The sequence below is a fragment of the Gemmatimonadota bacterium genome, from assembly GCA_016712265.1.
In the GTDB taxonomy this organism is placed as follows: Bacteria; Gemmatimonadota; Gemmatimonadetes; order Gemmatimonadales; family Gemmatimonadaceae; genus RBC101.
This window is the reverse complement of sequence record JADJRJ010000028.1, coordinates 881,570-894,615: the sequence shown is the minus strand read 5'-3', so window position 1 is coordinate 894,615 and position 13,046 is coordinate 881,570. Positions and strand designations below refer to the sequence as shown.

The 13,046-nt window shown below is 67.9% G+C and carries 11 protein-coding genes; 9 read left to right on the top strand and 2 right to left on the bottom strand.

All coding sequences use genetic code 11. The features are described 5' to 3' along the window. Nucleotides 1-114 precede the first annotated feature (114 nt). A complete protein-coding gene (locus tag IPK85_10680) occupies nucleotides 115-1,035 on the bottom strand; it encodes an enoyl-[acyl-carrier-protein] reductase (protein MBK8247848.1) in 921 nt (306 codons plus the stop codon). Between the two features lie 185 nt (nucleotides 1,036-1,220). Here IPK85_10680 and IPK85_10675 point away from each other — a divergent pair, with 185 nt between their 5' ends. The 7 genes from IPK85_10675 to IPK85_10645 all read left to right on the top strand — a co-directional run bounded on the left by IPK85_10675 (nucleotide 1,221) and on the right by IPK85_10645 (nucleotide 9,789). Then, nucleotides 1,221-1,937 carry a hypothetical protein gene (locus IPK85_10675; protein ID MBK8247847.1) on the top strand — a complete coding sequence of 239 codons (717 nt, stop codon included), beginning with the start codon at nucleotides 1,221-1,223 and terminating at the stop codon, nucleotides 1,935-1,937. Continuing rightward, a complete protein-coding gene (locus IPK85_10670) occupies nucleotides 1,843-4,218 on the top strand; it encodes an amidohydrolase family protein (protein MBK8247846.1) in 2,376 nt (791 codons plus the stop codon). Before IPK85_10675 ends, IPK85_10670 begins: the two co-directional genes overlap by 95 nt. Continuing rightward, on the top strand, nucleotides 4,219-5,610 hold the full coding sequence (locus IPK85_10665; protein MBK8247845.1) for an amidohydrolase family protein: 1,392 nt from the start codon (nucleotides 4,219-4,221) through the stop codon (nucleotides 5,608-5,610). A 175-nt stretch (nucleotides 5,611-5,785) separates the two neighbouring features. Continuing rightward, nucleotides 5,786-7,057, top strand: coding sequence for a threonine/serine exporter family protein (locus IPK85_10660; protein ID MBK8247844.1), 1,272 nt, complete (start codon nucleotides 5,786-5,788; stop codon nucleotides 7,055-7,057). Then, nucleotides 7,054-8,163 carry a phosphatidylserine/phosphatidylglycerophosphate/cardiolipin synthase family protein gene (locus tag IPK85_10655; protein MBK8247843.1) on the top strand — a complete coding sequence of 370 codons (1,110 nt, stop codon included), beginning with the start codon at nucleotides 7,054-7,056 and terminating at the stop codon, nucleotides 8,161-8,163. Before IPK85_10660 ends, IPK85_10655 begins: the two co-directional genes overlap by 4 nt. Nucleotides 8,164-8,167: 4 nt before the next feature. Next, a complete protein-coding gene (locus tag IPK85_10650) occupies nucleotides 8,168-8,359 on the top strand; it encodes a hypothetical protein (protein ID MBK8247842.1) in 192 nt (63 codons plus the stop codon). Then, the gene (locus tag IPK85_10645) at nucleotides 8,356-9,789 is read left to right on the top strand and encodes an amidohydrolase family protein (GenBank protein ID MBK8247841.1); all 1,434 of its coding nucleotides are present in this window, start codon (nucleotides 8,356-8,358) and stop codon (nucleotides 9,787-9,789) included. The genes IPK85_10650 and IPK85_10645 overlap by 4 nt, the downstream gene beginning before the upstream one ends. A gap of 151 nt (nucleotides 9,790-9,940) precedes the next feature. Here IPK85_10645 and IPK85_10640 read toward each other — a convergent pair whose 3' ends face one another. Beyond that, on the bottom strand, nucleotides 9,941-10,546 hold the full coding sequence (locus IPK85_10640) for an outer membrane beta-barrel protein (GenBank protein ID MBK8247840.1): 606 nt from the start codon (nucleotides 10,544-10,546) through the stop codon (nucleotides 9,941-9,943). Here IPK85_10640 and IPK85_10635 point away from each other — a divergent pair. Then, the gene (locus IPK85_10635; GenBank protein MBK8247839.1) at nucleotides 10,545-11,282 is read left to right on the top strand and encodes a sigma-70 family RNA polymerase sigma factor; all 738 of its coding nucleotides are present in this window, start codon (nucleotides 10,545-10,547) and stop codon (nucleotides 11,280-11,282) included. The genes IPK85_10640 and IPK85_10635 overlap by 2 nt on opposite strands. Nucleotides 11,283-11,374: 92 nt before the next feature. Continuing rightward, complete coding sequence (locus tag IPK85_10630; protein ID MBK8247838.1) at nucleotides 11,375-12,736, top strand: protein kinase; 1,362 nt, start codon at nucleotides 11,375-11,377, stop codon at nucleotides 12,734-12,736. Nucleotides 12,737-13,046 lie beyond the last annotated feature (310 nt).

Here is a 13,046-nt window from a genome sequence, read left to right as displayed (position 1 = left end):
AGCACGGGCGGCACGGGCAGCACGAGGGGCACGCGTGCATGTCTACGTGCTACTCGTGCAGCCCTGACCTCTCGTGCTGCCGTTTCCTCGCTGTGGCTGTGGGCTTACACCGCCTCAGCTCGTTGCGTCGCCCGGTGCCGGTACGAGGGCGTCCACCGCCATTCCCATCGCGTGGTAGCCCTTGTCGACGTACACCGTACTCCCCGTGATCCCGCTCGCCAGCGGGGATGACAACATGGCCGCAGCATGCCCCACTTCCTCGGCAGTCAGTGCCTCGGGGATCGGGGTGTTCCGGGCACAGTATTCCACCATGCGCTGCACGATCCCGATCGCACTCGCGGCCCGCGAGGCGTAGGGCCCGGCCGAGATCGTATTGACCCGGAGTCCCCACTTGCGTCCCGCTTCGTAGGCCAGGAGGCGCGTATCACTCTCCAGCGCAGCCTTCGCCGAGGACATTCCTCCGCCGTATCCAGGGACCGCGCGCTCGCTGGCCATGTAGGTCAAGGAGAGCACTGATCCGCCGGTGCGCATCAGGGGGCCCAGGCGCTGCAGCATCGACACCAGCGAATAGGCACTCGCCGACATCGCGGCGAGGTACCCCGCGCGAGAGACCTCGAGCAGCGACTTCTTGACCTCCGGTCCGTTGGCGAGCGAGTGCACGAGGATATCGAACGCGGGGGCACCGAAGTCCGCCTGCATCCGATCGGCGAGCCCCTGGATCGAGAAGTCGCCTACTTCCTTGTAGCGCTTGCTCGCGCGCAGATCCTCCGGCGCCTGGTCCAGGGTGTCGAAGACCGCGTCCAGCGGATAAATGCGCTCGAACTCGAGCTTGGAGCCATCGAGCATCTGCCGTGACTCGTCCATCTTCCCGCGTTCGAGGAGGTTCAGGAAGATGTTGAGGGCTGGGGGCCAGGTCGCCACGCACACCGAGGCGCCGGCCTCGGCGAGCGACTTGGCGATGAAGAACCCGAATCCGCCGTCGTCGGCCACCCCTGCCACCAGGGCGCGCCGACCGGTGAGGTCGATGGAAAGCATTCGGGGAAGCTACATGCCTCAGGCCCGCGAGGCATGCTTGACGAGGCATTCTCCGTTGCCCTCGGACGGTACCGGAGCCAAGATATGGGGTCCGGCCTGTGTCCATTGTCCCCAGGCGCACGCACAGGCGCCGTTGTCCTTCACAACGGACGGCCACCGGAACGACCGTCCCACGGGAGCCCTTTGTGAGCATCACACGTTTTCTCCTCGGTTCCGCGGCTTTGGCCGTCGGCGCGCTCGAGGCCCAACAGTCTTCTCGTACCGAGCCCATCTCCGGGCTCCGTGACAACGCCGCGGGCTACCACGCTCTGGTGGGGGCGCGTGTGGTCACCGCCCCCGGCCAGGTGCTCACCAACGCCACGATTGTCGTGCGGAACGGGCTCATCGTCTCGGTCGGCGCCGGCGCAACCGCCCCGGCCGGCGCCCGCGTCTGGGACATGAAGGGACTCACCGTCTATCCCGGCTTCATCGACGCCTCGGCCGACGTCGGGGGCGATGCCCCGCCCCAGGGCGGCGACGTGGGGCCCACGCACTGGAACCCCCAGGTGCGTGCGTGGTTCAGCACCACGGCCAACCTCAAGGACGACTCCACGCGTCGCCTCGCCTTGCGCTCCCTCGGCTTCGGGACGGTGCTTGCCGTACCACGACAGGGGATCTTTCGTGGGAGTGCCTCGGTGGTCAACCTCAGCGATGCAGGCGCACGGGATCGCGTGCTCCGTCCGGATATCGCGCAGTCGATCGCGTTTCAGCGCTCCTTCGCCCTTGGGGGGGATGTACCCCAACTCGGCGATGGGTACGATCGCCCTGATGAAGCAGACCTTCATGGACGCGGAGTGGTACCCGCGCGCCTGGGCGGCGTACGAAGCCAGTGGCCGCGCCTTGCTGCCGCCAGAGACCAGTGAGGCGCTCGCGGCCCTCGGCCGGGCGGTGAAGGGGCAACAGCCGGTGTACTTCGAGACCGGGAGCGAGGAGGACTACCTCCGCGCCTACAAGCTCGCCCAGGACTTCAAGCTGACGCCGTGGTTCCGCGGCAACGGCCAGGAATACCGCCTCATCGACGTGCTTAAGGGGCGCACACAGCCGCTGGTGGTACCGCTCGCCTTTCCCGATGCGCCCAACGTGTCGAGCCCGGAAGCCGCGGCCAACGCCTCACTCGCCGATCTGCGCCACTGGTACCTGGCGCCGACTAACCCGGCGCAGCTTGCCACGGCCGGCGTGCCGTTTGCCATCACCGCCGACGGCCTCTCGTCGTTGCAGCAGTTCCTCCCCAACTTGCGGACCGCCGTGGCCCGGGGCCTCGCCCCCGACAAGGCACTCGCCGCCCTGACGACCGTCCCGGCCACCTGGCTGGGCATCGAGAAGACCCACGGCGTCATCGCGGCCGGCAAGGTCGCGAACCTGGTGGTCAGCGAAGGGGACCTTTTCACCGAAGAGTCGGCCGTACGCGACGTCTGGGTGCAGGGGGTAAGGTACGGCGTCACGCGGCCGCCGCAGGTGGATCCGCGCGGCACGTGGACGATCACGTCGAGCGACCCGGGCGCCTTCACGAGCGCGACCGTCCGCATCGAGGGACCACTCAATCGGATCCGCGGCACCATCGAGATTGCCGGGCGTCGCTCGGTGAACCTCACGACGGCGCGGATCACCGCGGAAACCGGTCGCCTCGAGGCGACCTTCCCCGGCGAGGCGATCGGGCTCGAGGGCGCCACCTTGTTGACCGGATCGGTCCGGGAGCAGGAGTTCTACGGCTGGGTGTCCCTGCCTAACGGCACAGATGCCACCTACCGCGGGACCCGCACGGAAGCCTACGAAGGGCCCGCGCGTGGCGCCGTGGCCTCCAAGGTGCCCAACCTCAACCTGCCGTTCATGCGCCCGTCCATGGAGTTCGGGCTCACGGGTGCGCCGGCGCAGCCGGCCGCCGTGCTGGTGCGGAATGCCACGGTCTGGACGCAGGGACCGCAGGGCCGCATGGAGAACGCTGACCTGCTGGTGCAGGCCGGCAAGGTGGTGCGCGTGGGGCAGCGGCTCACCGCCCCCACGGGCGCTGTCGTGATCGACGCCTCGGGCAAGCACGTCACCCCGGGCCTGATCGACCCGCATACCCATTCCGGCGTGAGTGCCGTCAACGAGAGCGGCTTCGCGATCGTCCCCGAGGTGCAGATGGGCGACGTCGTCACCCACAACAACATCTGGTTCTACCGCCAGCTCGCGGGCGGGCTCACCACCACGATGATCAAGCACGGTTCGGCCAACCCGATCGGCGGCGAGAACGTGTACGTGAAGATCCGCTGGGGCTCGCTGCCCGACGAGTACAAGCTCGCGGGCGCGCCCCGCACCGTGAAGTTTGCCTTGGGCGAGAATCCCAAGCGCAGCCCGACGCGCTACCCGAACACCCGCATGGGGGTCCAGGAGATCATCCGCGACCACTTCCTCGCGGCGCGCGACTATCGCAAGGAATGGCAGCGGTGGGAGAAGGAGAAGACCGGGATCCCGCCGCGTCGCGACCTGCGCATGGAAGCGATCCTCGATATCCTCGACCAGAAGCTGCTCGTGTCGTCGCACGGGTATCGTGCCGACGAGTTCCTCGCGCTGGTGCGCCTCGCCGAGGAGTTCGGCTTCCGCATCCAGACGCTGCAGCACGGCGTGGAGGCGTTCAAGATCGCCAGCGAACTGAAAGCATCGGGCGTCGCTGCCGTGGTCTGGAGCGACTGGGGCGCCTTCAAGATGGAAGCGTACGACAATACGACGTACAACGCCCGCCTGCTGATGGAAGCGGGGGTGGTGACGTCCCTGCACTCCGACGACTCCGAGATCTCCACGCGCATGAACTGGGAGGCTGGAAAGCTCCTCCGCACCGGGGTCGAGGAAGTCGCCGCACTGTCAACGGTCACGAACCAGTCAGCGAAGGCCATCGCCATCGACAATCGTGTCGGCTCGCTCGAAGCGGGGAAGGACGCGGACTTCGTGATCTGGAACGGCAATCCGCTGTCGCAGTTCACCAAGGCCGAACAAACGTGGGTCGACGGTCGCCGCTACTTCTCGCTCGACGAAGACAAGGCGCTCCGAGCCGAGACGGCCCGTCAGCGTGCCCAGCTGATCCAGGCCGTCCTGGCCGCGACCCCTGCCGAGGGAACACCCGCTGGTGCTCCGGCACGTCCCCGCGGTCCTGGAGGCTCGCGCTAAATGACTCGCCCATCCCTCACATCGACCATGCGCACCATGACCTCCTCGACCATACGCGCCGTGTTCGCCCTGGCGGTGACGACGCTGCTCGTTCCAGGCACCCTGCGCGCGCAGGAGCGGATGACCGTCCCACCGCAGGACAAGCCCGTGGTCCTGCGAGGCGCCACGATTCACACGGTGACCCGGGGGACCATCACCAACGGCACGATCGTGTTTGACCGCGGGCGCATTTCCGCGATCGGTGGGCCTGAGGTGGCGGTCCCGAATGGCGCCAAGGTCGTCGACGTCTCGGGCAAGCACATCTATCCCGGTCTCGTGGACGCCTACAGCACCGTGGGCATCACGGAGATCGGCGCGGTGGATGTCTCCAACGACATTCGCGAGATCGGGGATTTCAATCCGAACGTCAGGGCCGAGGTCGCGGTGAACGCCGAGAGCCGGCATATCGGAACGACGCGCTCGGCGGGGGTGCTCGTCGCGTTCAGCACACCGGACGGCGGCGTGATCTCCGGCTTGTCCTCCGCGCTCAACCTCGAAGGGTGGACGTGGGAGGAGATGTCGATGAAGGGGGCGGCCGCGCTGAACGTGCGCTGGCCTGACCCCATGGCGCAGCCGCGACGCGGCTTCGGCGGCGGCGGCCCGGGCGGCCGCGGTGCCGCTGGACCGCCGCCGAAGACCTATGCCGAGCAGGTCCAACAGATCAAGGACTGGTTTGGTGAGGCGCGGGCCTACCGAGACGCGGTGAAGAGTGGGCAGGACGTGCGGACCGATTCACGGTATGCCGCCATGATCCCGGCCCTCGACGGCACCATCCCGGTGGTCGTGGCGGCCGATGGCGCCGCACAGATCAACGATGCCATCACGTGGGGCAAGGCCGAGGGAGTCAAGCTGGTGATTCGCGGCGGACGCGACGCCGTGTTCGTGGCGGACCGACTCAAGGCGGAAAACGTGCCGGTCATCCTCACCTCCACCATGGCAGCCCCCGAACGGGAGTACGAGGGATATGACAACGCCTATGCGACGCCCGCGAAGTTGCACGCCGCCGGGGTGAAGTTTGCCATCGCCGGCGGCTCCGGTGGGCTCTACAGCAATCGCCTGCCGTGGGATGCCGGGGTTGCCGTGGCCTTCGGATTGCCGGAGGAGGAAGCGCTCAAGTCCGTCACCATCAACGCCGCCACGTTCCTCGGGGTCGCGGACAAGGTGGGGTCGCTGGAGGTCGGGAAGGAAGCGACCGTGCTGATCACGACCGGCACACCCCTGGACATGACGAGCAACATCCTGCAGTCGTATATCCAGGGACGCGAGATCAACATGATGGACATCCACAAGCTCTTCTTCCAGAAGTACATGGAGAAGATCAAGCAGCAGACGCCAGCGAAGGTCGTACCCTAAGGACGGATCGAGCAGTCGGCCGGCCGGTCTCCGGCGGGCTGGCCGCCTGCAGCCCTGGCCCGCGCCGGGGGGCAAGTTCAGGACCTCGCCGCTGGCGCCCCATGCAGGGCCTCGGGCGAGCCGTCGGTGATGACGCGCATCGCTCACGAGTCTCAGGCCGTGCTACCTTAGTCCGGTGCACTCCCTCACCGCCCTCTACGAAACGCCTGCCGCCATCGCGGCCTCCACGGAAGAGGGTGCCGTCCGCTGCATCACCCTCGCGGCGAGGGCCTATGCGGCGGTCGACGAAGTGCCGGATCGCATCGAGTCCGGGATCGCCGACCTGGCCACGGCACTGGGCTTTCACGCGGACTGTAATGCCACGGGCACCGGGATCTTCCTCACGATCTCCCGCGGCGAGCGGCAGTGGACCGAAGTCATCCGCGTGTACCTGCCGGGGCCGGATTACGCGAAGGCGGTCGCGCTCCACCGCCTGTTGGCCAGAGTTCGCGCCGGCGACCTGACCCCCGATGAAGGCGCGCAGCGCCTGGCGCAGCTCCTCGCCTGGCGTTCGTCGCGACCCGCGTGGCGTGACGTGCTGGCGAGTGCCCTGCTGAGTGCCTCCGCCGCCCTGCTCCTGCGCGCCCAATGGCCCGAGTTATTGCTGGCCGTGGTCCTCGGGCTCGCGGTGGGCGCGGCGCTCACATTCATCGGGTCACGGCCGCACCTTGGCCCGTTGGGCCCGGTCAGCATGGCGGCGCTCGCTTCGGCGATTGCGTTTTCTGCCGAGGACGTGGGCCTGAAAGGGGTGCGCCCGATGCCACTGCTGATTGCCGGGCTGGTCATCTTCCTCCCCGGCTGGCGTCTGACGATCGCGATGACCGAACTTGCGCAAGGGCACTGGACGTCCGGCGCGGGTCGGTTTCTCGCGGCGATCACCACGTTGCTGCTGTTAATCGTTGGCGTCGTGGTCGGGCAGCAGGCGGTGCAATCGACGGACGGACTCGCCCTGGCGACCTTTGGTGCGGTGCCCACCTGGGTGCGCGTGTTGTCGCCCTTGCTCGCGGCGCTGGCGATGACCGAGCTGTTTCGGGCGCGACGGCGTGATACGCTGTCGATCAGCATCATCTGCGTGGTGACCTCGATCGCGGCCTGGCTCGGCGGCCAGTGGCTCGGCTCCACGGCCTCCGCCTTCATTGGCGCGTTTACGGCGATGGCGGTCGGGGCGCTGATCGCCCGACGCCGCCACCTGCCCTACCCTGTGCTGCAACAGCCGGCGACGGTGCTCCTGGTCCCCGGGTCGATCGGGTTCATGAGCATGGGTTCGCTGGTGAACCGCAACGTGAACACGGCGGTGCAGACCGGGTTCCAGATGTTGTTCGTGGCGCTGACGCTCGCGTTAGGCGCGATGGTCGCCCAGGTGGCCCTGCGCCCGATCACGCATGCCGATGAGGGGACGACCGAATGAGTGGGGCCCGGCCGCGCGACCTGGCCCCGGGGGCCCCGCCCATCCTTCCCCCGTTGCAGCAGTCACGCACCTACGCGCGTGGACTCTGGCGGATCGCGGCGGCCGACGTCTCTGCGGGGAACGCGGTCACCCTGCTGCGCAACGGGCCGGCGACCTTCGATGCGATTTTGGAGCGCATCGAGGGCGCACGCGAGTCGGTGGACCTGGAGCAATACATCTTCCGGCCGGACGAGATCGGGCACCGCGTCCGCGATGCGCTGGTGGGCGCGGTCGCCCGTGGCGTGCGTGTCCGTGTCCTCGTCGACTGGGTCGGCCGGATGGGCACCCCCAACAGCTTTTGGGACCCGCTGCGAACCGCTGGGGCATCGGTCCGGATCTTCCACCCGCCGGGCTTTCGCTCGTGGTTCGGGCTGCTCCCCCGCGACCATCGCAAACTCCTGGTGGTGGACAACCGCGTGGGGATCACGGGTGGGATCGGAATCGGGGACCAGTGGAAACGCGGACGCCTCAGTAGGCGTAGCACCCCCTGGCGCGATACCTGTGTGGAGATCGGCGGGCCGGCCGCGGTGGACATGGCCGAGTCGTTCGATCGCATGTGGGAACGTGCAGGCGGCCGTCGCCGCCTCAAGTTCCGTGAGGTGCGGGTGCCGCGTGCGACGCACCTTGACCCGCTCCGCGACCCACCGGCCCTCGTCGGCATCGTGGAGGGGGAGCCGGGGCGGCTGCGCCTCTCGCGCGCGCTGCAAATGCAGGCGTTAGGCGCGGAGCGCACTTTCTGGGTCGCCAGCGCGTACTTCGCGCCGTCCTGGAGCCTGGCCGAAGCACTCTCCGGGGCTGCACGTGACGGCGTCGACGTGCGGGTGCTGGTGCCCAGTCGGTACGATCACCCCTGGCTGCGGGCCCTCCTCGCGCCGTACGTGAAGCGACTCATCGGCAGCGGCGTGCGACTGTGGGAGTGGCGTGGCGAGATGATGCACGCCAAGACGACGGTGGTGGACAGTCGCTGGGTGCGGGTCGGCTCGACCGACTTCAACGCCCTCGGTGTCGCCATCAACTACGAACTCGATGCCATCATCGAGGATGCCAGCGTTGGGCCGGGCGAGTGAGGAGATGTTCCTTGAGGATCTCGAGCGATCGCGCGAGTTGTATATCCGGCACCAGCACGTGGTGACCGGCCCGACACGCACCGGGCCGGCAGCGCTCCCCGGCGCCGTCACGCCGACCGCCCTCACCCCGACCACACCGCAACACCGGCTTCCGCAGGACGACGACGACCACTCCTTTCCCCCAACGTCCCCATGATGCAGGCGTGTGTGCGACGGTCGCGACAGGTCGCAACCGTGATGTTCCTGGTGTGCGCCGCGCGGGCCACGTCCCAGACCGTGGCCATCACCGGCGGCACCGTGATCGACGGTACCGGTCGCCCCCCGCTCGCGGACGCCACGGTCCTCATCCGCGACGGGCGCATCGCGGCCGTGGGACCGTCGCGCACCACGCCAGTCCCGGCCAACGTCCGCACGGTCGACGCCCGCGGAAGGTTCGTGATCCCCGGGCTCATGGACGCGAACCTGCACCTGTACCTCAACGGTGACCTGGAGTCGCTCATCGCGCTCGAGGGTCGTTACCACGAGGTGGTCATTGAGGGGGCGCAAATCGCCCTCAAAGCCGGGATGACGACGGTGTTCGACACGTGGGGCCCCCGTGCCCCGCTCGTTCGCGCGCGCGACATGATCAACCGTGGTGACGTTCCGGGAAGCCGCATCTTCCTCGCCGGGAACATCATCGGTTTCGGCGGCCCACTCAGCCCGGACTTTCGCGGCGCGTCGGCCGCGCACGTGAGCAAGGCGTTCGCCAAGCGGACGAATGAGACCTGGGAACAAGGGACAGGGCGTGAGCTGCTCTGGATGCCGCCAGACACGCTGCGTGCGTCGATCCGGAAGTACGCGGCGCTCGACCTCGACTTTCTCAAGTACGGCGGCAGCGGGCATGTCGACATGAACTTCCTGTCGTTCAGCGAACGACAGCAGCGTGCAATCGTCGAGGAAGGGCATCGGGCCGGAAAGACCGTGCAGGCACACGTCACCTCACCGGAGTCGGTAGACCTCGCCGTCGAGGCCGGGGTCGACATCCTCACGCATGGTGACATCTCGGGCCCCGTCTACCCGATCCCCATCGAGACGTTGCGCAAGATCAAGGCGAAGGGGGTTGCGGTCTCCGTCCTGGCCGTCACCCGGCGGCACCTGGACGCGATGGCCAAGCACACCCCGAACGGCGTCCTGGTGCCCTACCACAAGATTGCAGCGATCAACATCCGCAACATGGTGCGCGAGGGGATCACCCTGATGGTCTCCACCGATGCCGGCGTCGCGCACCCCGTCTTCGGTGCGGAGTCCCCCAACCTCGCGGCCGACACGGTCGATTCCCGCGTGACGCTTGGCGAGGGACACTTCAATGCCCTCGTCGGCCTCGAAGAGGCCGGGCTCGCGCCACAGGAGATCCTCAAGGCGGCGACCAGCAACATCGCCCGCGCCTACAAGGTGGACCGCGACCTCGGCACGCTCGAAGCGGGCAAGGCGGGCGATCTCGTCATTCTGGACGCGAATCCGCTCGACGGGGCGCGGAACTACCGGAAGATTGCCGGCGTCATCAAGGGCGGCGTCGCCGTGGCACGCGATCGCCTGCCGCTGGCGCCGGTGATCAGCAACCAACGCCCGTCAGGCCAGCGGCCCTGAACGAGGACCGTCGACGCCCTTCCACCATCGTCGCTGAGCTCCGCATCCCCGGCGCTTGCATGCCCTCGCCCGGGGAACGACACCCCGGCGACCCCGCGCACCCCACCGGACGTAAGGGCCCAAGTGCGCGGGGAAACCTTGAGCTGGTTCGCTACTTGCCGAGTCCGATCGCCAAGCCAACACGCAACACCAAGTTTGACCCGCTACCGGACGTCCCCTCGATGGTCGTGGTCCCGAGCCCCGTCGCGCTCAGCTCCACGTCCCCGAAGTTGATCAAGCCATAGGTGGCCCCAAGGTCGAGGTTCACGCGCGGCGACATCCGGAAGAGCACGCCGCCACCCCCGTTCACCTGTGCCCCACTCGCCGATGCGGAAACGGTCCCGCCATTCACCGGCACCTCGATCGCCTGCTGGAGGAACGAGAAGCGAGCAGAGAGATACGGCGCATAGTTCTTGCCCAAGTCGATGATCCGCCGCGGCTCGATAAACAGTCCGGTCAATGTGACGTCTTCATCGGTACCGCCCAGGTCGACAGTGTGCGTCGAGAACTGGAACCCTGCACCAAAGGACCAGATGCTCGGCGTGAGCCGAACCTGGGCCTCGATGCCTCCGCCGGCCGAGAGCCCCTCATAGGCTTCGCCCTGGGCCGACACCCCGATGGCTGAGGCCTGGATCGACCAACGTTGGGCTGACTGTCCCTGGAGGGGGAGCGAGGCGACAATCGCGAGGGCGGCGGCGGGCAGCAGGAGAGGGCGCATGGCGGGCAGGGGCGAGGTCGGGAGTGGATGGCGGTCTCCTCCACAGGCGCACCCAACCGGGGCGACGGCTCACGCACGAGACTTGCACAAGATCAGGGGACATCGTATTGAAGAGCTCGCCCCGACCTCCCACCCCCGCCCGGTGTCGTCTCCGGCCACCCCATCCCCCCGCACCTCGCACGATGTCACGCGGCTTCTCCACGCCCTCCAGCAGGGTGAAGAAGGGGCCGCCGACCGCCTGATCCCCCTGGTGTACGCGGAGCTGCACGACCTGGCCGCCCACTACATGCGTGGGGAACGCGACGGACATACGCTGCAGCCGACGGCTCTGGTCAACGAGGCCTACCTGCGCCTCGTCGACAGCCGCGGCTCATCGTGGCAGGACCGCGCGCACTTCTATGGCGTGGCCGCCCAGGCGATGCGACGCATCCTCGTCGATCATGCCAGGCGCAAGGGAGCGGCAAAGCGAGAAGGCGGACAGCGGGTCACCCTAGAGGAGGCTGGGTTGGGCACCGAAGGTGACGCGTCCAGCCGCGCACTGGATCTGGTGGCCCTGGATCTCGCCCTCGAGAAACTCGCGACCATAGAAGGTCGATATGCGCGGGTCGTGGAACTGCGGTTCTTCGGCGGGTTGGAGATCGAGCAGATCGCCGAGGTCATGGGGACGTCGCCCGCGACCGTCAAGCGGGACTGGACGTTTGCGAAGGCGTTCCTGCAGCGCGAACTGGACGGCTGAACGCCGGTGCGCCACGGTGCCAAATTGTCGCGCCTGTCTCAGGGAATCCTCCAGTCCAGCGCGGACCATCCCCGCCCGTCCACACAACCGGCATGAGTGAGCTGTCGCCAACCCGGTGGCTCCGGATCAAGGAGCTGTTCGACCTCGCCCTGGAGCAACCAACCGGGGAGCGCGAGCGTTGGGTGGAGGCCACGACGGCGTCCGACCCGGTCGCCCGGCGCGAACTCCTGTCGCTCCTTGCTGCCCTGGACCACGCGCGAGAGACCCTGGAGCGCCCGGCCGCGCACCTGGTGTCCGAGCTCCCGGCGGACCTCGACGAATCGTCGCTCGTGGGTCGTCGCGTGGGGGCCTACGACGTGGTGCGACTCATCGGGTTCGGTGGGATGGGGGCCGTGTACGAGGGTGTTCGTGCTGACGGCGACTTTGACAAGCGCGTCGCCATCAAGTTCCTGCGCGCCGGGAATGAATCCGAGCTGGCCCTGCAGCGGTTTCGCTATGAGCGCCAAATCCTGGCCTCCCTGAACCACAAGAACATCGCCGCACTGTTGGACGGCGGCATGACGAGCGACGGTCAGCCGTACTTCGTGATGGAATACGTGGACGGCGTGCCGATCACCACGTATTGCACCGCCCGTCGATTGGGGGTGCGAGCGCGCGTGAGCCTGTTTCGACAGGTCTTGTCCGCAGTGCAGCACGCCCACCAACAGTTGGTGGTGCACCGCGACCTCAAACCGGGGAACATCCTGGTCACCCCGGACGGGACGGTGAAGCTCCTCGACTTCGGGATCGCCAAGCTGCTGCGCGAGGCCGAGGGTCCGGACCAGCTCCCGATGACGCGAGGCGGGGTGCGACTCTTTACCCCGGAGTACGCGAGCCCGGAGCAGGTGCGCGGGCTTGCGCTCACGCCGGCCAGTGACATCTACTCGTCCGGTGTCGTGCTGTACGAACTACTGACCGGTCGGCGCCCGACACCTACCGAGGGAAGGCTCCTGTCGGAGATCGAGGTCGCGATCTGCACGGTGCCCCCACGCGACCGTCCGTCGCGCTCGTCCCGGAGGTCGCGGCGACGTTCGACGAGGGCACCGTCGCACGATGGCGGCGGCGCGTGGCAGGCGACCTGGATGCCATCTTGCTCACCGCGCTCGCCAAGGAAAGCCCACTGCGCTACGCGAGCGCGGAGCAGTTCAACCACGACGTGCAACGATGGCTCGACGGACACCCGGTCGAGGCACGCAAAGCCTGGTTGGGGTACCGACTCGGCAAGTTCATCCGGCGGCGGCCCGTGGAGGTCGCCGCGAGCGTCCTCGCCGTGGCCGCACTCGTCGGCGGCATCGTGTCCACCTCACGGCAGGCGCGTATTGCCCGTCTCGAGGCCGAAAAAGCCTCCGAAGTCAACCAGTTCATGGCCGACATGCTGTCGGCAGCCGACCCGGAATACCAGGGCCGCGACGTGACCGTGCGCGCGGTGCTCGATCGCGCCGCCGCCGAGGTCCCCAATCGCAAGCTCGTCCCCGCGGTCGAGGCCCAGGTCCGACACACCGTCGCGCAGACGTACTACGGGCTCGGGCTGTACGACAGCGCGCGCGTGCATGCCGATCGCGCGTTTGAGCTGCGTCGGACTCTGCATGGCCTGCGCAACTGGGAAACGCTGATCTCGCTCTCATATGTCATCGCCGCCACCGAGGCGCTCGGCAATTTCGTGAAGGCGGAGTCGCTGTCTCGTGTGAACGTGGCGGAATGGAGGGCACTCAAGGGGGCCGAGCC

Excerpts from the sequence above, each read along its gene's own strand:
- IPK85_10680 (MBK8247848.1), bottom strand. The coding sequence starts at position 1,035 with ATGCTTTCCATCGACCTCACCGGTCGGCGCGCCCTGGTGGCAGGGGTG.
- IPK85_10670 (MBK8247846.1), top strand. The coding sequence starts at position 1,843 with ATGAAGCAGACCTTCATGGACGCGGAGTGGTACCCGCGCGCCTGGGCG.
- IPK85_10665 (MBK8247845.1), top strand. The coding sequence starts at position 4,219 with ATGACTCGCCCATCCCTCACATCGACCATGCGCACCATGACCTCCTCG.
- IPK85_10655 (MBK8247843.1), top strand. The coding sequence starts at position 7,054 with ATGAGTGGGGCCCGGCCGCGCGACCTGGCCCCGGGGGCCCCGCCCATC.
- IPK85_10650 (MBK8247842.1), top strand. The coding sequence starts at position 8,168 with ATGTTCCTTGAGGATCTCGAGCGATCGCGCGAGTTGTATATCCGGCAC.
- IPK85_10645 (MBK8247841.1), top strand. The coding sequence starts at position 8,356 with ATGATGCAGGCGTGTGTGCGACGGTCGCGACAGGTCGCAACCGTGATG.
- IPK85_10635 (MBK8247839.1), top strand. The coding sequence starts at position 10,545 with ATGGCGGGCAGGGGCGAGGTCGGGAGTGGATGGCGGTCTCCTCCACAG.
- IPK85_10640 (MBK8247840.1), bottom strand. The coding sequence starts at position 10,546 with ATGCGCCCTCTCCTGCTGCCCGCCGCCGCCCTCGCGATTGTCGCCTCG.
- IPK85_10630 (MBK8247838.1), top strand. The coding sequence starts at position 11,375 with ATGAGTGAGCTGTCGCCAACCCGGTGGCTCCGGATCAAGGAGCTGTTC.